Origin of the sequence: Streptomyces zagrosensis (assembly GCF_014203645.1) — a bacterium.
GTDB classification, from domain to species: Bacteria; Actinomycetota; Actinomycetes; order Streptomycetales; family Streptomycetaceae; genus Streptomyces; species Streptomyces zagrosensis.
This window is the reverse complement of sequence record NZ_JACHJL010000010.1, coordinates 1-22335: the sequence shown is the minus strand read 5'-3', so window position 1 is coordinate 22335 and position 22335 is coordinate 1. Positions and strand designations below refer to the sequence as shown.

Here is a 22335-nt window from a genome sequence, read left to right as displayed (position 1 = left end):
TGGTTGGGTCTCTGGGACATCGCCGTCAACGTTGCTGACGGCGGTGGGTGTCCCCGAGAACTCGTGGCCGGTTGTTCGGCCGGTCTTGGGTGGTGCGGTCCGGTAGGCGCCACAGCGCGCGGCGCCGCTCATGGGGGCGGGGGAGGGGTCACGACAGTGCCGGGACGGTCAGGGGCTCAGCTTCGGCCGCCGCCGCTGCCGCGTCATCGGGAGCGGCGGATGGCTGAAACTCTGGAACGTCGGCGAAGAGTTGGCGTACGCCGAGCTCTGTTGCGTGCGCTGCCACCCACGCCCAGTCGATGTCGGCGATCACCATGGCCGGGGTCTGCGCCGCGAGCGCCTGCCGCAGGATCGACGCCACCGCATGCCCGGGCAGTGCGGCGATCCCGTTGCCCCGCAACTGCTTGGCGGCCCCGATGGCCGTATCCGATGCGCCGATGGCCCCGACGCACACCGATACCGCCGGCACGCCCTGGTCCCGGCACTCCTGCGCCAGGGCGCTCACATACGCGTGTGCGGGCGCCTCGTTGCCAAGGCCGGGACCGGAGAGTACGCCGGCGACCGACGAACACAGCACGAACGCCGACACCTCGTGCGCCCGGCTGAGCGCGCAGAGGTTTTTCGCCGCCCCCACCGTGTCCGCCCATGTGGCCTCGATGCGCGCGGCCTCCAACCGCGCCGCCTCGTGGCGGAGGTCCGAGGCGAGGTGGAGCACGGCGGTCAGTGGCGCATCGGCCGGGATCGCACGGGTGACCCGGTCGAGGCCCGCCGGGTCCGCCAGGTCGGCGGCGATGGCCGACACCCGCGTACCCGTCGTGGTCAACTCCGCCACCAGGGCATCGTCCGGGGCCGCCCGATCGACCAGCAGGAGATGCTCGGCGCCGAAGTCGGCCGCCCAGCGCGCCGCGTACCCACCGATGGTGGAGCCCGAGCCGCTGACCAGCACGGTGCCACGCAGGGCTGAGCCATGGGGTGCAGCTGGCCCGGGCGCCTGTCGTACCAGGCGCCGCGCGAAGGCACTGTCGGAGCGTAGGGCCACCTCGCTCTCGCCGTGCGGAGCCAGCAACACGGCGGCCAAACGTCGCCCGGCGCGGTCGTCGAACCGTACGGGCAGATCGACCATGCCGCCCCAACGTCGCTGCCGCTCGGCCGCCAATGCGCCGCCAAGTCCCCAGAGTGGGGCCTGCTCGGGGCGGGCTGGCGGGTCGCCGGCGCCGATGCTGACCGCGCCGCGCGTGAGCACCCACAGCGGGGCCTCGATGCGCGCCCGCTCCAGGGCGTCGGCCAGCGCGACGGTCGGTGCCAGCGCAGGGCTCCTGCCGTCGTACGAGGCCGTCGCCGAGCCCGTACCGTTGTGCGTGGCGCGCTCATCGGTGGCCGGGGGCGGGTCCGCGGCCAGCAGCGAGAGCACGCCGGCGACCGGCCGCCCGGCTGCGGCCTCCGTCAGGCGCTGCACCAGCTCCGCGGCGGGCCCGGCAGCCCACGCCATGCCGACCTCGGCGACGTCGGCACCCCGCTTGCGCAACGCGTCGATCACCGCCGCGATCACGGTGTCAGGGGCCGCGCCGCGCGCTGTGTCACTCGGCGCAGCACCCTTCGGCGGCTGCGGCGGGGTCACCACCAGCCAGCGTCCCAAGAGCCGCGGGTCCACGGCATCGGCCAGGGCCCGCCAGCCGATCCGGTACTGCCACTGCCGCTGCCGCCGCCAGGCGGCCAGCGCCGGCAGCGCCTCGCGTAGCAGCGCACCCTGTTCACCCGTAGCTCCGATGGCCTGGGCCAGCGCCTGCGGGTCCGCGCGCTCCACGGCGTCCCAAAACCCGGTATCGGCGGGGGTCTCGACCACTGGCGCCTTGGCCACCGGTTCGTTGTCCAGCCAGTAGCGGCGCCGCTGGAAGGCGTACGTGGGCAGCGGCACGCTACGCGGCGTGGGGCCACCGTCGAAGAACGTCTGCCAGTTGACGGCCGCACCCGACAGATGCAGGCGCGCCACGGCATGCGTCAGCGCCCGCACCTCGGGCCGCTCCGGCGTCATGGCGGATACCACCAGCGCAGCCGCAGGAGCCTGCGTGGGCGCCGCACCTGGCAGCGGTTTCGCGCCCAGCAGCGGCTCCGGGCCCAGGTCTACGACGATGCTCGCCCCGGCCAGGGCGCCGACGACGCGGCCTGCTGTCTGGACCCGCTGTGACGTCGCCCAGTAGTTGGCCGTTGTGACGTGTTCGTTCATGGGTTCACCGGTGTGCGCGCTGAGCACCGGCAGAGTGGGCTGTCGAAAGTCCATGCGCTCAGTGGCCTGCCGAAGCCGATCCGGGCCCCCGGCTTCGGCGATGACCAGTGCGCACGCGTCGGACACCGTCAGCACGCCGGCCACCTGCGCGGCAGCGATCTCCCCGCCGCCGGCGCCGATGACCGCGTCGGCCTTGATGCCCAGCGCCTGCATCAGCCTGGCCAGCGCCACCTGCACCGCCAGCCGCGCCGCCAGGGCGTACGGGGTGGTTCCCGCAAGCTCCGTGTGGGCTGGGTCGGTGGCCAGTGCCACGTCCCGTAGCGGATGCTCAAGCCAGCCGCTGAACGCGTCGCACACCTCGTCGAACGCCCTAGCGAAGGCCGGGAACCGCTCGTACAACTCGGCGCCGAGCCCAGGTCGCTGCCTGCCGGCACCGCCGAAGGCGAAAACCGTCTTGCCCGCGGCCCTTGTCGCCGCCCCGGGCCGCACCGCACCGGGGCCCACGACGGCGGGGTGTGCCCGCCCGGTGGCGAGCGCCTCCAGACCGGCCGCCAACTCGCTGTGGTCCGCGCCGATCACCACGGCCTGGTGCTCGAACGCCGTCCGGGTGGTCACCAGCGACCAGCCCACATCGGTGGGGGATGCGCCATCGGCGCCCGCGGCCAACTGCTCGGCCAGGGCGCGCGCCTGTCCCGCCAGGGCCGGTGCCCCGCGCGCGGTCAGCAGCCACGGCACCACACCGCCCACCGAGGCGGGGGTTGCCGCGGCCGGCAGGCTTGCCTGCGCGGCGTCCCGAGACGCCTCCGGGGCTTCGCCCTCGTTCTCGGGAACCTGTTCCAAAATCAGGTGCGCATTGGTTCCGCTCGCGCTGAAGGAGGAGACGCCGGCGCGCAACGGGCGCTCCCGAGCGGGCCAGTCGGCCCGCTCGGTGACCAGCCGTACCGCACCCGACCGCCAACTCACCAGCCGGGTGGGCCGGTCGATGTGCAGGGATGGTGGCAGCGTTCGGTGCCGCATCGCCTGCACCATCTTGATGACGCTGGCGATCCCGGCGGCGGCCTGGGTGTGCCCGATGTTGGACTTTATGCAGCCAAGCAGCAGCGGATCGTCCGTGGGCCGGTCCTTGCCGTACGTGGACAGCAGCGCCTGCAACTCGATGGAGTCACCGAACGCGGTTCCAGTGCCGTGCGCCTCCACCACGTCCACATCGGACGCGGAGATCCGAGCATCGGCGAGGGCGTCGCGGATCAACTGCTGTTGGGCCGGGCCGTTGGGCGCGGCCATTCCGGTGCTAGCCCCGTCCTGGTTGATGGCCGAGCCGCGGATGACCGCGAGGACGCGGTGCCCGTTGCGCCGCGCGTCCGATAGCCGCTCCAGGAGGACGAGACCGACCCCCTCCGCGTACACCATGCCATCCGCGGAGTCCGCGAACGACTTACACCGAGCGTCTGGGGCCAACTGCCGTTGGCTGGAAGCGACTTGAAAGGCACTCGCCGTGTAGTTGATGGCCGCGCCGCCCGCCAGCGCCAGGGAGCACTCGCCCTGCCGCAGCGCCCGCGCTGCCAGGTGCATGGCCACCAGCGAGGAGGAGCACGCAGTGTCGAGCGAGACCGCCGCACCCTGAAGGCCCAAGGTGTACGCCACCCGGCCCGAGGCCAGGCTTGCGGCGTTGCCGTTGCCGACATAGCCGAGCAGGCCCTTGGGAATCGTGCTCAGCCGGGAGGCGTAGTCGTGATACATGACGCCCGAGTACACGCTGGTGGCCGATGAGCGCAGGGTGTGGGGCGCGATCCCCGCGCTCTCCACCGCCTCCCAAGCCACCTCAAGCAGCAGCCGTTGTTGCGGCTCCATCGCCGGCGCCTCACGCTCACCGATGTCAAAGAACTCGGCGTCGAACTCCGGCGCGTCGTAGACGAATCCGCCCGCCCGGACGTACGAGGTGCCGTGGTTCTCCGGATCGGGGTGATACAGGTTCTCCAGATCCCAGCCGCGGTCCGTGGGAAAGCTGGATATGGCGTCCCGCTCGTCCGCTACCAGGTCCCACAACTGCTCCGGGGAGCGCACGCCACCGGGAAGGCGGCAGGCCATCCCCACGATCGCAATGGGCTCCTGCTTCTCTTCCTGGAGATCCCGCAACTGCTGTCGGGTCTGGTGAAGCTCGGCCGTAGTCCACTTGAGGTAATCGACGAGCTTTTCTTCGTTCGTCATGAAAAGGCGGGCCTTTCTCGCCTGAGCCGTCGTTGCGGATCGGACCGAGCGTTCGATGGATCAACCAGTAAGACCCTTGACGCCCGCCAGGCTGCTGGGGCTCAGATCCACCAGGGCCAATTCGTCGGGAGTCAGTGGTGGCGCGGTCAACTCCGGCAGCACCCGGTCTTGATGCATCAGCGACAGGAAACGGCTGGAGGCCAGTTCGGACTGCGGCGCGGTCAGGCTGATGACATCCGTGACCACGTCACACACCGCGGACGAGCGAACCGCCCGGTCGGCGATGAGGTCGGAGAAGCGCTGCCGTGCCGTCGCCCCACCGGTCAGCCGCGGGTCCTTGGCGTTCATCCGACAGCCCACATACTCGACGTCCTTGGACGCAGCCATGATCCACGGGTCGTCCACGACCGCGCTGATCGCCGCCTGCATGCGCCGCGCCGCACCACTTTCGTCGCCGCCCGCGGTCAACTGCTCATCGAGCGCCGCGGCGCTACGAGCCGCGGCGCTCATGCCGTGCCCGTAGATCGGGTTGAACGCCGCGAGCGCGTCCCCAAGGACGACAAGCCCCTGCGGCCACTGCTCAAGCCGCTCCGGGTAAAGCCTGCGGTTGGCGCCGACGCGGGAAATGGCGACCGGCGTGAGCGGCTCGACCGTGCTGATCAAATCGGCGACCAGCGGATGTCGCAGGGTGCGCGCGTACGGCAAGAACTCGTCCTCGGACGTCGGCAGCCCCGCGCCCCGAGTGGAGGAGAGGGTCACCATCCACGTGCCGTCCTCCTGCGGGTAGACCACGCCGAACCGGCCGGGCTCGCGCAGTCGGTGGTCGGCTGCGACGTTGATGGCGGGGAAACCGTCCGTCGCCCCGGGCGGCGCCTGGTAGATCCGGGTGGAATAGGCGATCCCGGCGTCCACGATGTCTTCCTCGATCGGCGGCAGATCCAGCGCCGATAGCCAGTGCCGCAGCCGCGAGCCGCGCCCCGACGCGTCCACCACCAGGTCGGCGTCCAAGGTCTGCGTCGCCCCAGAGTCCACATCGCGTACCCGCACCCCACTGATCCGGGTGCGGTCGCCGACCAGATCGAGGATCTCCGTGCGCTGGCGCACCGTGATCCGGCCACCGGCCAAGATCTCGTCACGGACGTGCCAGTCCAAGAAAGGCCGGGTGCACATGATGGCGTACTGCCGGGGCGGAAAGCGGTGCTGCCAGCCGTGCGAGGTGAGCGTCACCAGATCCTGGTGAAAGTTGATCTTGTGGGCGCCTGCCTTCAACAGCCGCTCGGTCACCCCCGGCAGCAGCGACTCGACGATGCGCGCCCCGCTGGACCACAGCACATGGACATGGCGGCCCTGCGGCGAGCCCTTGCGATGCCGTGGCTCGTCGGGCAGCACATCGCGCTCCACGACAGTGACGGTCTGCGCATGGCGGGCCAGCACCTGGGCAGCCAGCATTCCAGCCCAGCCGCCGCCCAAAACGATTCCATGTTTCGGTTGAGTCATGGTGATGCTTACGTCCCTTCCCCGAGACGGGCCGCGACGGTCCATGGGCGCGAGATGACGGTGCTGACCATGGTGCGAGCGGCCGACGGGACAGTTATGAGGGCGGCGGGGCAGCGGGGCCCGCCAGACCGGTCCTGACCCGGACCGGTCGGCGCTCGCTGCGCGAGATCGCTATCCGATGGTGTGGCGTGGGCGAGTGGTAGGCCGCGGAAGCCCCCGGCTTCCCCGGTGGCTTCTTCGGTAGCACTTGGTGGCCTGCCGGCCCGGGTGTCGCCGCGCCAAACATGACGCGGCGTCGCTGCGATGATGGCCGCCATCGCTTAAGTCGGACTAGGGCTGCCCTTGGCCTGCACCATGGTGGCGAGGTTTTGGGTCACGGCCATGAAGTGCGCTACGCCGGTGAGTTCGGGACCGTCTCCGACCTTGGTGTCGGTGATGCCCCAAAACGCCCGGGCGTGATGCACCAGACCATCGTCACCGAGCTCGATGATGCCGATGATCTGAAAGGTCAGTTTGGTTGGCGCGTACACCGTCACCGTGGTCGGCACGGCCACGCTCTTGCCGTCCATCGACACCACCGGGCGGCCCGGTGTCTCGTGCACCTTGCACTCGATGGACCAGGCAATATGCCCGCGCAGCGCCTCCTTCCCGATCAGCGGCGGCGCGCCCACCGGGTCCTCGAAGACAATGTCGTCGGAGAACAGCTCAAGCACGGCCTCAACGTCACCGGCGTTCATTCGCCGGGCGTATTCCATAGCCAGAAACTTGAGGGTCGCCTCATCGGCCATGAGCATCTCCTTGCTGGGTGCATACGCGCGGGGCATCAGTCGGTGACAGCAATGTCCGACCTTCCCCACAGGGCCTTCAGCTCCGTAATGGCCCCGCCCTTACCGGCCCGCAGCATCAGTACGTAATTCCACGTGATGCGCTTGCCCTCCGGGCTTTCCGGGGCCTCAAGCCAGCCCCGTTGCACAAATTTCGGGCCCTTGGGCAGGTAATCCATGACGGCGCTGACCGGCGCCAGCACATGCCTACCGTCTTGGCCCGCAACTGGCGCGCCGATGGTTTCCTTGATGCCCGCCGTGGCGAACTCCTCGAAATGCGCGCGCAGCGCATCGCGTCCGGACCGCTGGTCGGCGCCCACCGGGTCTTCGAAGCTGACTTCTTCCGCGTACAGGCCGAGCAGCCCGTCGATATCTGCGGCGTTCATGAGTTGGCTGTGCTGGAGAATGAGCTTTTTACGGCTCCGCTCGTCAATCAACGCGTGCTCCCCATGTGTTCTCCGTTGTCGCTCCGGCCGAGGTCCTGGTCGATGAATTGGAAGATCTCGTCTGTGGTGGCGCCCTGGATCTTTCCGCTGACGACGGCCGCCGCCGCGGCTTCCGCGGCCTCTTCGGGCGCCGGCTGACCGCCGCCCAACGCGTTGAGCTTGGTCAACGTGTTCTGCAACTGCTCGTGCAGCGCCTGCCTGGCCGCCGCGTCCTGCGCGAGCGCAAGCAGCGAGCTCTCCATGCGCGCCAACTCGCTGAGCATCGGCGGCAGCGGGTCCGCGGCACGCGGCGCCAGTTCGGTGTGCAGATGCGCGGCGAGCGCCACCGGGTTCGGGTGGTCGAAGATGAGCGTGGTGGCCAGCCGCAGCCCGGTCACGCTGCCCAGCCGATTCCGCAACTCGATCGCCGTCAGCGAGTCAAAGCCCAACTCCAGGAAGCCGCGCTCGGTCTGGATGCGTCCCGGGTCGGCGTGGCCGAGCGCGGCGGCGGCGTGCGTGAGCACCAAATGCAGCAGCACCCGGTGTTGCTCCTCCGCGGGCAACGCCGCCAGGTGTCCGGCCCAGTCCGTCAGCGGCTGGCTGGTGGCGGCGGTACGCCGCGCGGTGCCGCCACCGGTCAGTGCGCGCAGCGGCGCGGGCAGCGTCAGCGCCGGCTGCCCCGCCAGCGCGCGAACATCCAACTCCATGGCGACCAGGTGGGGGGCGCCGTGGCGGACGGCGGAGTCGAGCAGCCCGAGCCCCCGCTCGGCGCTCATCGGGTGGATACCCGAGCGCGCCATGCGCTCAAGCGCGGCCTCGTCCAGATGCCCGGTCATGCCGCTCGCGTCACCCCACAGGCCCCAGGAGATAGACACCCCCGGCAGGCCGAGCGCCTGCCGGTGCGCGGCCAGCGCATCACAGAAGGCGTTCGCCGCCGCATAGTTGGCCTGCCCTGAGGAGCCCAGCGTGGCCGCCGTCGAGGAGAACAGTACGAACATGCCGAGGTCCAGCGGGGCGGTCGCCGCGTGCAGCAGGGCCGCGGCGGTCGCCTTCGGCGCCCACACCCGGGCCAGCCGGTCCGCCGACTGAGAGGTGAGTACCGCGTCCTCCAACGCACCGGCCGCATGCACCACGCCGGTCAGCGGGTGCGCCGGCTCAATGCTCTCGATGAGGGCGGTGACGGCGTCCGGCGCCGTCACATCGGCCGCCACGACCCGTACCTGCGCACCCAACTCCGTGAGTCCCGCGGCGAGTTCGCTGGCGCCGTCAGCTTGTGGGCCCCCGCGGCTGACAAGCAGCAGGTTCCGCGTCTGCCCGGTACGTACCAGATGCTCGGCTACCAGAGCCCCGAGCGTGCCGGTGCCGCCGGTGATCAGCACCGTCCCCTCCGGGTCGAGCCCACCGGCCCGATCCGCGTCCGATGGGGCGGCGGCGGACGCGCGGACCAGCCGCGGCGCCAGCACGCGCCCCTTGCGCAGGGCGAGTTGCGGTTCGCTCAACTCCACACCGCGCACCACGGCCTGCGGCACCGCGTCGATGTCCTCATCGATGTCGAGAAGAAGGAAGCGGCCGGGATTCTCGGACTGGGCGCTACGGATCAATCCCCAGGCGCCGGCACCGGCCAGGTCCGTATCGGCCGACTCGCCACCGGGAGCCACGGCGCCCCGGGTGACCACCACGAGATGCGCGTCGGCCAGCGCCGGGCGGAGCAGCCAACTCTGCACCAGGCGCAGCAACTCCTGCGCCACCCGCAGCCCGTCGTCGGCGGTCCCCCCGGCCTGCGTCAGGACCACGGAAGGGGCGGGCGCACCGCTGTCCAGGGCGGTGACCAGCGCCTCCAGATCCGCGTACCGCACCGGGTGCGGCCCATCCGAGCCCGCATCCTCCACCGCCAACCCCGCCAACGAGAACCGGTCAGCTCCCAGCACCGCCCAGCCACCGTCCCCGAGCACGGCCTGCGGCTGCTGAGCGATGGCGGGCGCGGGCAACGGCGTCCAGCCCGGCGCATACAGGCCGTCCACACCGCGCTCGACGGCCACCGCCTGAAGCTGGTCCCCACCCGCAGGCCGGGTCACCAGCGAGTCAACCGTCAGCACTGGGGCGCCCACGGCGTCCGCCACCGTCAGCCGCAGGGTGTCCCGCTCCGTGTCGCGAGCCACGCGGACACGTACCGTACTGGCCTCGGCCGCCCACAGCCGGACGTTGTTCCACGCGAAGGGCATCCGCAGCCCGCCCCCCGCTGTGTCGTCGGCGTCGGCGGGCTGCTCCATCAGCAGCGACGGCTGGAGCGCGGCATCGAGCAGCGCCGGGTGGATGCCGTAGCCGGCACGCTTACCGGCCGCATCCGGCAGCGTGATCTCCGCGAACACATCGGAACCCTGCCGCCAGGCCGCCCGCAGGCCCTGAAACGCAGGCCCATACCCGTACCCAGCCGCCGCAGCCTGCTCGTAAAACTCCGCCACCTCCACCACTTCCGCGCCCACCGGAGGCCAGGCCCCGGACAGGCCATCGGCCGACTCGGTGCCATCGGCGGGCGGACTGAGCACACCGATGGCGTGGCAGACCCACGTCGCAGCGCTTTCATGCTCGGGCCGCGAGAAGATCCGCACATCGCGCCGACCGTCCGCACCGGCGGCGGCCACCGCGACCTGCACCCGCAGGCCACCGGACGCGGGCAGCGCCAGCGGCACCTGAAGCGCCAGCTCATCGACGCCCGCGCAACCCACCTCATCGGCGGCCCGCAACGCCCACTCCACCAGCGCCGCACCCGGCACAAGCACCGTGCCACCCACCACATGCTCAGCCAGCCAGGACTGCGACTGGGCCGATACCCGGCCGGTCAGCAACTGAGCGCTGCCATCGGCCAGCTCCACGGCCGCACCGAGCAGCGGATGTCCGGCGGCGGCCAGCCCCCAATGCGTGGGGTCGCCGCCGTGTGAGCTGGTGTCGTCCAGCCAGTACCGGTCGCGTTGGAAGGCGTACGTGGGCAGGTCCACGGTGTGCGGGGTGGGGTCGGCCGCGAACCAGCGGGTCCAGTCCACTGCCACGCCCGCGGCGAACGCCTGCCCCACCGACCGCGCGAGCTGCACCAAGTCCCCCTGGTCGCGTCGGAGCGTGGGCACGGTCGTCCCCGGCACGCCAGCCTCTTCGAAGGCTTCTTGGAGGCCAACGGTCAGGACGGGGTGGGTGCTGGCCTCGATGAACACGCGGTGGCCATCGGCGAGGAGTTGACGTACGGCGTCGGCGAAGCGGACCTGTTCACGCAGGTTGGTCACCCAGTACGCGGTGGTCAACTCGGTGGTATCGATACGCTCGGCGGTCACCGTGGAGTAGAACGCCACTTCCGACCGTACAGGCTCGATACCGGCCAGGACGGTGTGCAACACTTCGGCAATCTCATCCACCTGGGCGCTGTGTGAGGCGTAGTCCACATCGATCAACCGCGCCCGACCACCACTCTCCTCACACACAGCCACGGCGTACTGCACCTGCTCGGGTGGCCCGGACACCACCGCCGAACCGGGACCGTTGACCGCAGCGATGCCCACACCGGCAGCCTGCTCACCCAAGTCGGCCAAGAACTCCATCGCCTTGTCCGCACTCATCGCAAGCGACGCCATCGCACCACCACCCGCAAGCCGCCGCAACGCCCTACTCCGCAGCGCAACGACCTTCGCACCGTCCTCCAAAGTCAGCGCGCCAGCCACCACCGCAGCCGCGATCTCACCCTGACTGTGACCCACCACGGCTGCCGGAGTGACGCCCTGATCAGCCCACACCGCGGCGAGGGAGACCATCACCGCCCAGAGCACCGGCTGCACCACATCGACCCGGCCCAAGTCGGCCGCGTCCACGCCACCGCGTAGGACCTCGGACAGCGACCACTCCACATGCGGAGCAAGAGCGCGCTCACACTCCCCCACCCGCGCCGCGAACACCGGCGAGGCTTCGAGCAGACCCGCGCCCATGCCCACCCACTGCGAACCTTGACCCGGGAACACCAACACCGGGCCCAGGTCTCCCGGGACCGCCGCGTTCCCCGGCGCGATGACCTCGGGGTGGGTCTCGCCCGCGGCCAGTGCCTTCAGGCCAGCCAGCAACTCGTCCGCATTCTGGCCGATGACGGCGGCACGGTGGTCGAAGAACGAGCGCGTGGTCACCAGCGACCAGCCGATGTCGGCTACCGACGTTTCGGACGCCGCCACCTGCTCGGCCAGCGCCTGTGCCTGCCCACGCAGCGCGGCGCCACTACGGGCCGTCAGCACCCACGGCACCACCCCGTCAGCGGGGGCCGGCGCGCCGGGGGCGGGAGCCCGCTCCGCGTCGGTCTGGGGCGGGGCTTGCTCCAAGATGAGATGCGCGTTCGTGCCGGACACGCCGAAGGAGGACACACCGGCCCGCAACGGCCGATCCTCCGCCGCCCAGTTGACCTGCTCAGTCAGTAGCCGTACGGCACCGGTCTCCCAGTCCACATGCGGGGTCGGCGCGTCGATGTGGAGCGAGGCGGGCAGTACGCCGTGGCGCATGGCCATCACCATCTTGATGACGCTGGCGACACCGGCCGCGGCCTGGGTATGCCCGATGTTGGACTTGATCGAGCCAAGCCACAGCGGCCGGTCATCGGGCCGGTCCTGGCCGTACGTGGCCAGGAGTGCCTGCGCCTCGATCGGGTCGCCCAGCGTCGTACCGGTGCCGTGGGCCTCCACCGCGTCCACCTCGGCGGCAGACAGCCCGGCATTGGCCAACGCCTGGCGGATGACGCGCTGCTGGGAGGGACCGTTGGGGGCGGTGAGACCGTTGCTCGCGCCGTCTTGGTTGACCGCGGAGCCGCGGATGACGGCCAGCACCCGGCGGCCGTTGCGGCGCGCGTCCGACAACCGCTCAAGGAGCACGAGGCCCGACCCCTCCGAGAAGCCCGTGCCATCGGCCGCCGCCGCGAATGCCTTGCAACGTCCGTCCGGAGACAGCGCGCCCTGCCGGGAGAACTCGGTGAACCCACCGGGCGTGGCCATCACCGTCACACCACCGGCCAACGCCATCGAGCACTCGCCCTGCCGTAGCGCCTGGGCTGCTAGGTGCATGGCCACCAGGGAGGAGGAGCAGGCCGTGTCCACCGTCACCGCCGGGCCCTCAAGCCCGAAGGAGTACGACACTCGGCCCGAGACCACACTGCCGAGGTTGCCGGTTGCCACATAGCCGGCCGACTCTTCGGTTGACTCGCCGATGAGCGAGAGGTAGTGGTACGAGTCCACGCCGGCGAACACGCCGGTGTCGCTGCCGACCAACGTCTCGCGGGCGATGCCAGCGCGCTCGAACGCCTCCCAGGCGTTCTCCAGGAGCAGCCGCTGCTGCGGGTCCATCGCCGTGGCCTCACGCGGGCTGATCCCGAAGAAGTCGGCGTCGAAGTCGGCGACGTTCTCCAGGAAGCCGCCTTCGCGGGCACTGCTGGTGCCCGCGTTCTCCGGGTCCGGGTGGTACAGGTTCTCCAAATCCCAACCCCGGTCGTCGGGAAAGCCGGAGATGACGTCCGCACCGTCGCTGACCAGCTTCCACAGTTGCTCAGGAGTCGTCGCGTTGCCGGGGAAGTCGCAGGCCATGCCAATGATGGCGATGGGCTCCCGCGCACGGTCCGCCACCTCGCGCAACTGCCGCTTGGCCGACCGCAGATCGGCGGTCGCGCGCTTGAGATAGCTGCGCAGCTTCTCGTCATCTGTCATGTCACATCAACCCGATCGTTGCGGCCGTCTTGGTTCACAGGGCTTGCGGAATGCGTGCGGTAGGTGGCAGTCGCGGTGGGCCTGGCAGGCCCGGCGCGCACCGTGCGCGCGGTAGGGGCGGCATAGGAAGTGGGAGCGGGAGGCGTGGGACGCGTGGGGCGGGCGGTCCACGCGATGGCGATCACCGAAGGCCCTCGTCCGCAGGCACGTGCAGCTCGTTGTCGAGCACGTCGAACAATTCGTCATCGGTAGCCGACTCCAGATCGGCCTCGGCCTCGTCCGCCTCCTGAGCGCCGTCCCACGACGCGTTCACCTTGCGCAGCAGCTCCTGCAACCGGGCCGCGATCTTCGTGCGCTGCTCCCGGTCCTCGATGGCCGCGGACATCGCCGCGTCGATCCGGTCGAGCTCCGCGAGCACGGAAGCCGACGGGGCCGCGTCGTCGGGCGCGAGCAGATCGCGCAGCAAACGCACGACCGCCGTGGGCGTTGGATGGTCAAACACCAGCGTGGCGGGCAGCCGCACCCCCGTTGCGGAGCTGAGCCGGTTGCGTAGCTCGACGGCGGTCAACGAGTCGAACCCCAGCTCCCGGAAGTTCTGCGTCGCCTGCACCGAGTCCGCGCTGTCGTGCCCGAGCACCGTCCCCACATGGGATCGCACCAGGTCCAGCAGCATCTGCTGGCGGTCATCGGCGGAGAGCGCAGCCAGCGCCTGGGCCAGCGCGGGCGCCGAGGCGTCGGCCACCGCAGCCGCCGCCTGCGGGGCGGTGCCGCGCACTAGGCCACGGAAGACAGCCGGTGTGTCGGCTGCGGACCGCTCCTGTCGCCGCATCGCGGCCAGGTCAAGTTGGATCGGTGCTAGCAGCGGCTGACCGCTGCCCAACGCGACATCGAGCAGCGCCATGCCCTGCTCGGTCTCCAGACCCACCATCCCGGCGCGCGCCAGGCGGGCCCGGTCCGCGTCGGTCATCGCGCCGGTCATCCCGGACGCCTGCGCCCAGTAGCCCCAGGCCAGGGAGGTTGCGGCCAGCCCGTGCGCCTGCCGGTGCTGGGCCAGCGCGTCCAAGAAGGTGTTGGCCGCCGCATAGTTGCCTTGCCCGGCGGCGCCGAGCAACCCGGCCGCCGCGGAGAACAGCACGAACGCCGACAGCTCCATGTCCCGCGTCAGCTCGTGCAGATGCCAGGCCGCGTCGGCCTTGGACCGCAGCACCTCGGCGACCTGGTCGGCGGTGAGCGCCTGCACCGTCGCATCCTGGAGCAGTCCGGCGGCGTGCACCACGGCGGTCAGCGGATGCTCGGCCGGTACGGAGTCGAGGAGTTTTGCCAATGCGGTCCGGTCGCTGGTGTCACACGCGGCGATGGTGACACGCGCGCCCAGCTCGGTCAGCTCGGCGGCGAGTGGCCCCGCGCCCGGCGCGTCCGCCCCCCGGCGGCTGGCCAGCAGTAGCTGCCGTACGCCATGTGCGGTGACCAGATGGCGGGCGGTGGCTGCTCCGAGAGTGCCGGTGCCACCGGTGATCAAAACCGTGCCATCGGGGTCGAGCGCGGCGGGAATCGTCAAGACGATCTTGCCAATGTGGCGCGCCTGGCTGAAGAAGCGGAACGCCTCGGGTGCCCGGCGAATGTCCCAGATGGTCGTCGGCAGCGCTCGTAGCGTCCCGTTTTCGAACAGCACCGACAGATCGGCCAGCATCTCCTGAATGCGCTCCGGGCCCGCGCCGCTGACCAGGTCGAACGCCTGATACGTCACCCCCGGGTGTACCGCGCTGACCTGCTCGGGAGCACGGATATCGGTCCGGCCCATGTCGATGAAGCGACCCCCAGGACCCAGCAGTCGCAGCGAGGCGTCCACGAAGTCAGCAGCCAGCGAATTGAGCACCACATCGACCGAGTCGGCAGCGGCCCGTACCTGGCCCTCGAAGTCCAACGAGCGTGAAGACGCGATGTGTTGGTCATCGAAACCCCGCTCGCGTAGCGCATGCCACTTGGCCGGACTCGCCGTCGCGAAGACCTCGGCACCCCAGTGCCGGGCCAACTGCACGGCCGCAAGGCCGACACCACCGGTCGCCGCGTGCAGCAGCAGCCGCTCCCCGGGCCGCAACCCGGCCAGATCGGCGAGTGCGTAGTACGCGGTCAAGAACGCCGATGGCGTGGTGGCAGCCTGCGCAAACGTCCAGCCGCGCGGTATCCGGGTGATCATGTGCTGGTCGGTGATGACCAGCGGTCCCGTCCCGTTGAACAGGCCCATGACCCGGTCGCCCACCGCGTACGCGTCCACCTCCGGGCCCACCTCGGTGACCACACCCGCGCCATCCCCGCCGAGCGGCCGGGGGTCATCGACCATGCCGAGCGCGACCACCACATCATGGAAGTTCACCCCGCCGGCCCGCAGCCGCACCCGTACCTCTCCGGCGCCCAGCGTGCGGGTGTTCTCCGGGCAGCCGATCAGCGCGAGGTTGTCCAAACTGCCGTGCCCCACCAGGCCAAGCCGCCAAGCCTCGGTGCCCTCCGGCGGAGCGAGCCGCTTCCCGGCGTCATCGTGCGCCAGCCGGGGCACGAACGCCTGCCCATCGCGCAGCGCCACCTGCGGTTCATCCAACGCCAGCGCGGCCCCCACGGCCGCCAGCGAAGCCTCCCGCCCATCGAGGTCGAGCAGCACCAACCGATCGGGGTTCTCCGACTGCGCGCTACGCACCAGGCCCCAACCGGCCGAGCCCGGCAGATCACGGATGTCCTCATGCCCGTACGCGGCGACCGCACCCCGGGTCACGATGACCAGCTTGCTGGCAGCAAACTCGGGCGCAGCGAGAAAGTCCTGCAACAGCGTCAGCAGGGCGCCGCTTACCGCATGCGTCGCCGAGACCGGGCCAACGGCGGCTTCATCGGCGTCGGCATCCTGGCCGGAAGAGGCGGCGCCGGCGGGGGGGACGGCGCCGGCGGGGGAGACGAGGCAGGCCAAGACGGTGTCAGGACCCGCCGCCCCCGCGGCCATGGCCTCCCGCAGCTTGGCCAGCTCTGCATGCCGGTCGGCGCCCGGCAGCGCCGTGGCAAGGGATGCGGCCACGGCATCGTCCTCGGGCCCGACCACAGACCAGGTAGACACGGGCACGGTCTGCGGCAATGCGGTCTGCGGCCAGGCGAGCTGGAACAGTGAGTTCCTGCCCACCGAACGCGCACGGTCGAGCTGTCCGTCCGCGACCGGCCGCAAAATCAGGTCATCCACCGTGATCACCACGGCCCCGGTCGGGTCCGCGGCGGTCAGGGTGAGTCGGTCGGCGGCGGTGGGCGCGATACGGACCCGCAGCGCGTTCGCACCGGTGGCCCGCAGCCGTACCCCGGTCCACGCGAACGGCAGCGCAACCTGTTCCGACTTATCCGACCCGGGCTCCACCGCCAGCGCGCGGGCCTGTAGGGCTGCGTCGAGCAGCGCAGGGTGCATGCCGTAATCGGCGGCCCGCTCCCGCTCCTGCTCGGGCAGCAGCACCTCGGCGTAGATCGCTCCGTCGAGTCGCCATGCGGAGACGAGCCCTTGGAAGGTCGGCCCATAGCGGTAGCCGTGCTCGGCGAGCTGCTGGTAGAAGTCCTGCACGCTGAGCCGTGACGCGCCCGGTGGCGGCCATGCCCCGTCCAGCGCCACAGGCACGGCCGCGGGCGAGGCACCCAGCGCGCCACTGGCGTGCCGAGTCCACGCCGCGTCACCGGATTCCCCCGCCGGGCGGGAGTGGACGGTGAGTGGTCGCTGCCCCGTGTGGTCGGGCCCCGCGACCGCGAGCTGTACGTCAACCGCCGTACCGTCCGGGATGACCAGCGGCGCGTGCAGCGTGAGTTCCGCTACGTGATCACAGCCGGTCCGCCCTGCGGCGTGCAGCGCCAACTCAGCGAACGCGGTCCCCGGCAGCAGCACCGTGTCCAACACCGTATGGTCGGCCAGCCAGCCGTGGGTCTGTGCGGACAATCGCCCGGTGAGCAGGTACGAGCCGCCCTCGGCCACCTCCACGGCCGCACCCAGCAGCGGATGCCCGGCTGCGGCCAGCCCCAACTCGGTCGGGTCACCGCTAGGCCCGCTTCCGCCTTCGACCCAGTAGCGCTCGCGCTGGAAGGCGTAGGTGGGCAGGTCCACGGTGAGCGGGCGCGGATCAGCTGGGAACCAGCGGGTCCAGTCCACTGCCACGCCCGCAACGAACGCCTGCCCCACCGACCGCACCAACTGCGCCAGACCGCCCTGGTCACGTCGAAGGGTCGGCACGGTCGCGCCCTGCACACCAGCTTCTTCGAAGGCTTCTTGCAGACCGATGGTCAGCACCGGGTGGGTGCTGGCCTCGATGAAGATGCGGTGGCCATCGGTGAGGAGTTGACGTACGGCGTCGGCGAAGCGGACCTGTTGGCGCAGGTTGGTCACCCAGTACGCGGTGGTCAACTCGGTGGTATCAATACGCTCGGCGGTCACCGTGGAGTAGAACGCCACCTGCGACCGCACGGGCTCGATACCGGCCAGGACTTGGTGCAACTCTTCGGCGATCTCGTCCACCTGGGCGCTGTGCGAGGCGTAGTCCACATCAATCAACCGCGCCCGACCACCGGACTCCTCACAAGCGGTCACCGCATACTGCACCTGCTCGGGTGGCCCAGACACCACCGCCGAACCAGGCCCGTTGACCGCAGCGATGCCCACACCAGCAGCCCGCTCACCCAAGTCGGCCAAGAACTCCACGGCCTTGTCCGCACTCATCGCAAGCGACGCCATCGCACCACCACCCGCAAGCCGCCGCAACGCCCTACTCCGCAGCGCAACGACCCTCGCACCGTCCTCCAAAGTCAGCGCACCAGCCACCACCGCAGCCGCAATCTCACCCTGACTGTGACCCACCACCGCCGCCGGCGTCACACCCTGATCAGCCCACACCGCCGCCAAGGACACCATCACCGCCCACAACACCGGCTGCACCACATCAACCCGACCCAAGTCGGCCGCGTCCACGCCACCGCGTAGGACCTCAGACAGCGACCACTCCACATACGGAGCAAGGGCCTGTTCGCATTCAGCTACCCGGGCAGCAAACACCGGCGAAGCCTCCAACAAGCCCGCGCCCATACCCACCCACTGCGAACCCTGACCCGGGAACACCAACACCGGGCCCAGGTCAGTGGCCACCGCAGCGGCAGGATCGGTCAGGGCAGGATGAGGCTCACCCGCGGCCAACGCCCCAAGACCGGCGAGGAGTTCATCACGCGTGGTACCAGCCACCACCACACGATGGTCAAAGATCGAACGCGTCGTCACCAACGACCAACCCACATCAGCCACCGACAGACCCGGATCACCAACCACCCGCTCAACCAACGCCCGAGCCTGCGCCCGCACCGCACCAGACGTACGCGCCGACAACACCCACGGCACCCACCCACCCACACCCACCACAGACCCCGACTCAGGCCCAGGCCCAGGCCCAGGCCCAGACTCCACCTCCGGAGCCTGCTCCACGATCACATGCGCATTCGTCCCCGAGATACCGAAGGCGGAGACGCCCGCCCGGCGCGGCCGGTCCGTTCGTGGCCATGTCGTCTGCTCCGTCAGCAGCCGTACCTCACCCGCGTTCCAGTCCACGTGCGGGCTCGGCTCGTCGATATGCAGGGATTGGGGGAGCAGGCCGTGCCGCATGGCCATGACCATCTTGATGACGCTCGCTGCGCCGGCCGCGGCCTGGGTGTGCCCGATGTTGGACTTGATGGAGCCGAGCCACAGGGGCCGGTCGGCGGGGCGGCCCTGGCCGTAGGTCGCCAAGAGTGCCTGCGCCTCGATCGGATCACCCAGTGTCGTGCCGGTGCCGTGGCCCTCCACCACGTCCACCTCCGCGGTGGAAAGCCGGGAGTTGGCCAACGCCTGGCGGATGACGCGCTGCTGAGAGGGGCCGTTGGGGGCGGTGAGGCCGTTGCTGGCACCGTCCTGGTTGACGGCGGAACCACGGATGACGCCGAGGATGTGCCGACCGTTGCGCTGTGCATCGGACAGGCGCTCCAGCACGACGAGACCGGCGCCCTCGCCCCAGCCGGTGCCATCCGCGGCGGCGGCGAATGGCTTGCACCGGCCGTTGGGCGCGATCCCGCGTTGCCGCGAGAACTCGATGAAGGCGCCGGGTGTGGCCATTACGGCGACCCCGCCCGCCAGCGCCATATCGCACTCGGCCTGTCGCAATGCCTGACAGGCCAGATGCATGGCCACCAGGGAGGAGGAGCAGGCCGTGTCCACCGTTACCGCCGGGCCTTCGAGCCCGAGGGTGTACGCCACCCGCCCCGACGCCACGCTGCCGAGGTTGCCGGCGCCGACGTAACCCTCCACGTCGCTGGTGATGTTCCCGATGACCGACAGATAGTCGTGGGCGCCCACTCCTGCGAAGACGCCGGTGTTGCTGCCGCTGAGGGCTTCGCGCGGGAGGCCGGCCCGCTCGAATGCCTCCCAGGCGGTTTCCAACAGGAGCCGCTGCTGTGGGTCCATGGCCAGCGCCTCGCGCGGGCTGATGTCGAAAAAGGCCGCGTCGAAGTCGATCGCGTCGTAGCAGAAGCTGCCCTCTTGCACATACGACGTGCCGTACTGGTCCGGGTCCGGGTCGAACAGTTCCTCGTTTTTCCATCCTCGATCGGTGGGGAACGCGGAGATGGTGTCACCGCCGTTCCGTACGAGCTCCCACAGCTCCTCGGGCGAGCGCACGCCACCGGGATAGCGGCACGCCATGCCGACGATGGCGATCGGCTCGGGGTCCGCCGATTCCGCCGCGCGTAGCCGCTGGCGGGTCTCGCGCAGTTCCGCGGTCACCCACTTCAGGTGATCGAGAAGCTTCTCTTCGTTCGACATCGGGCTCAGGCTCCTTGGCACGGCACGGAGGGTGGGGGCATCGGGCTCACGACTTTCCGAACTCGTCGGAGATGAGGTCGAAAATGTCTTCCGCTGTCGCGGTGTGCAGATCGCTGTGAGCCGTAGAGGGCTCCGTGTCCGCTCCCGTATCGCTCCACTTCGCCAGCAGCAGTTGCAGGCGTCCGGTGATCCGGCGCCGGGCCGCCTCATCGACTGCGGCTGAGTCGGACGTGGTGTCCCATCGGTCGAGTTCCGACAGCAGCTGCCCTTCGGACGCCACATCCACATCGACGAGCTGCTCGCGCAGGAAGTCGGCGAGTTCCTTGGGCGTGGGGTGGTCGAAGATGAGCGCCGGAGTGAGGTCGAGGCCGGTGGCGCTTGCGAGCTGGTTACGAAGCTCGACCGCCGTCAGCGAGTCGAAGCCGAGATCCTGGAAGGGTTGCGTGGCCGGAACGGCGTCGATGGTGGGGTGGCCGAGGATGTGCGCGGCCGTGGTCTGGATGTGGTGCAACACGATCTGCTGCTGCTGGCCGGGTGTGCTGTCGGCGAGTTGTTGTTGGAGGGCGTTGGTTGTGGCGGTGGTGGTGTGGGGTTCGTGGGGTGTGGTGTTGGGGGTGAGGTCGGTGAGGAGGGGGCTGGGGCGTTGGGTGGTGAAGCTGGTGGGGAATGTGTGCCAGTCGATGTCGGCGATGGTGAGGGTGGTGTCGCCCTGGCTCAGTGCGTGGTGCAGGGACTTGACGGCCAGCTCCGGGCTCAGCGGGTTCATGCCGCGCCGGCTGTAGTACGTGCTGGCCACGTCATCGGCGGCCATTCCCGTCTCGCCCCACGGAGCCCAGGCGAGGCTGGTGGCGGGGAGGCCGAGTGCGTGGCGGTGTTCGGCGAGTGCGTCGAGGTAGGTGTTGGCGGCGGCGTACGCGCCTTGGTGGCTGCCGCCCCAGGCTGCGGCGCCGGAGGAGAAGAGGACGAAGGCGCTGAGGTCCAGGTCTTTTGTGAGCTCGTGCAGATGGGCCGCGGCGAGCGCCTTCGGCCGCAACACACTGTCGATGTGCGGCAGATCCAACTCCGTGAACGGCGTGTTCTCGGGCAGCCCCGCGGCGTGGATGACTGTGGTCAGTGGTTGCTCGGCGGGGATGGTGTCGATGAGTGCGCGGAGCTGTTCGCGGTCGGAGACGTCGCACGCGGTGATGGTGACCGTGGTTCCGAGTGCGGTGAGTTCTTCGGTGAGTTGGGTGGCGCCGGGTGCGTTGGGTCCGGTGCGGCTGGTGAGGAGGAGTTGGGTGGCGCCGTGTGTGGCGAGCCAGCGGGCGATGTGGGTGCCGAGTGCTCCGGTGCCGCCGGTGATGAGGGTGGTGCCGCTGGGTTTCCAGGGGGTGGTGGTGGGTGTGCTGGGTGCGTGGTGCAGGCGGCGGGCGAGGAGGCCGGCGCGGATGGCGACCTGGTCCTCGGGTTGCCCAGGCGTCAGGAGTGCGGCAAGGCGGCCCGGAGTCTGCTCGTCGATCTCGGTGGGCAGGTCGATGAGCCCGCCCCAGCGGTCGGGGTGCTCCAGGGCCGCAACCCGACCGAGCCCCCAGATCTCCGCCTGGTGCGGGCACGGCAGCACATCACCCGACTCGGCGGCCACCGCCCCCTGAGTGAGGCACCACAGCGGCGCCGCGATGTCCGCATCACCCAGCGCCTGTACGAGCACGGTGGTCGCGGCCAGCCCTACCGGCACCGCGGCGTACTCCGCGTGTGATCCATCGGCCAGCGCCAACAGGCTCACCACGCCATCGAGCGGCACCGCGGCATCGGTCGCCTGATGCAACTGCTGAGTGACGAGGTGCCGTTCGACGGTGGCACTATCGACCACCACATCGGTTCGTAGCGCGCCATGAGCATCGAGAGCCTCGCTGACGGCTTGGACGGCCGGATGGTCCTCGTAACCCGCGGGCAACACGAGCAGCCAGCTTCCAGCCAGCACCGGGGGAGCGGGCTCCGGAAGCCGCGTCCAACTGGTGCCATACCGCCAGGAGTCGATGACCGACTGCTCACGGTGTGCACGCCGCCACGTGGACAGAACCGGCAGCGCAGGCAGCAGCGCCGCCATGCTCGGGCTGTCCGGCTCCAGCTTCAATGTGCTGGTCAGCGCATCGACATCGAGTCCTTCGATCGCGTCCCACAGCCGGGCATCCCCCGCGTCCTGCCCCCCGCCGGCGCCACCAGGCCGCGCGGCGGGCGGCTCCACCCAGTACCGCTGGCGCTGGAACGCATACGTCGGCAACTCGACCACCCGCGGCGGCGGAGTAACCGGGAACCACCCGGCCCAGTCAACCTGCGCCCCGGCCGCGTACAACTGGCCCAGCGCCAGCCCGAACGCGTGCACCTCGGGCTGCTTTCGGGTCAGCGTGGCCACCATCAGGGGCGTGGGTGGGGGGCTGGCGCCTTCTGTGGTGGGTGGGGTGGTGGTGTGGTGGTGGTGGAGGGTGTGTTGGGTTGCGGTGGTGAGGGTGGGGTCGGGGCCGAGTTCGAGGTAGGTGTGGGTGGTGGGGATGGTGTGGGTGATGGCGGGGTGGAAGTGGACGGGTTGGCGGATGTGTTGGGCCCAGTAGGTGGG

7 protein-coding genes are annotated in these 22335 nt (G+C 70.3%); all 7 read right to left on the bottom strand.

The window, feature by feature from the left end:
• Positions 1–148: 148 nt before the first annotated feature.
• Entirely contained in the window at positions 149–4432 is a 4284-nt protein-coding gene (locus FHS42_RS19435; protein ID WP_184573620.1) for a type I polyketide synthase, read from the bottom strand.
• Between the two features lie 60 nt (positions 4433–4492).
• Positions 4493–5929 carry an FAD-dependent oxidoreductase gene (locus FHS42_RS19430; RefSeq protein ID WP_184573618.1) on the bottom strand — a complete coding sequence of 479 codons (1437 nt, stop codon included), beginning with the start codon at positions 5927–5929 and terminating at the stop codon, positions 4493–4495.
• A 320-nt stretch (positions 5930–6249) separates the two neighbouring features.
• Complete coding sequence (locus tag FHS42_RS19425; protein ID WP_184573616.1) at positions 6250–6717, bottom strand: nuclear transport factor 2 family protein; 468 nt, start codon at positions 6715–6717, stop codon at positions 6250–6252.
• 35 nt (positions 6718–6752) lie between these two features.
• On the bottom strand, positions 6753–7190 hold the full coding sequence (locus FHS42_RS19420) for a nuclear transport factor 2 family protein (RefSeq protein ID WP_184573614.1): 438 nt from the start codon (positions 7188–7190) through the stop codon (positions 6753–6755).
• Positions 7187–12895 (bottom strand): type I polyketide synthase, encoded by a 5709-nt coding sequence (locus FHS42_RS19415; RefSeq protein ID WP_184573612.1) that lies wholly within the window; start codon positions 12893–12895, stop codon positions 7187–7189. The genes FHS42_RS19420 and FHS42_RS19415 overlap by 4 nt, the downstream gene beginning before the upstream one ends.
• Before the next feature lie 181 nt (positions 12896–13076).
• A complete protein-coding gene (locus FHS42_RS19410; RefSeq protein ID WP_184573610.1) occupies positions 13077–19742 on the bottom strand; it encodes a type I polyketide synthase in 6666 nt (2221 codons plus the stop codon).
• A gap of 46 nt (positions 19743–19788) precedes the next feature.
• A partial coding sequence (locus tag FHS42_RS19405; protein ID WP_184573608.1) for an SDR family NAD(P)-dependent oxidoreductase occupies positions 19789–22335 on the bottom strand: 2547 nt, incomplete at its 5' end.

What these genes read in the sequence shown, in the direction of transcription:
- FHS42_RS19410 (WP_184573610.1), bottom strand. Translation starts at nt 19,742, where the DNA reads ATGTCGAACGAAGAGAAGCTTCTCGATCACCTGAAGTGGGTGACCGCG.
- FHS42_RS19415 (WP_184573612.1), bottom strand. Translation starts at nt 12,895, where the DNA reads ATGACAGATGACGAGAAGCTGCGCAGCTATCTCAAGCGCGCGACCGCC.
- FHS42_RS19430 (WP_184573618.1), bottom strand. Translation starts at nt 5,929, where the DNA reads ATGACTCAACCGAAACATGGAATCGTTTTGGGCGGCGGCTGGGCTGGA.
- FHS42_RS19425 (WP_184573616.1), bottom strand. Translation starts at nt 6,717, where the DNA reads ATGGCCGATGAGGCGACCCTCAAGTTTCTGGCTATGGAATACGCCCGG.
- FHS42_RS19435 (WP_184573620.1), bottom strand. Translation starts at nt 4,432, where the DNA reads ATGACGAACGAAGAAAAGCTCGTCGATTACCTCAAGTGGACTACGGCC.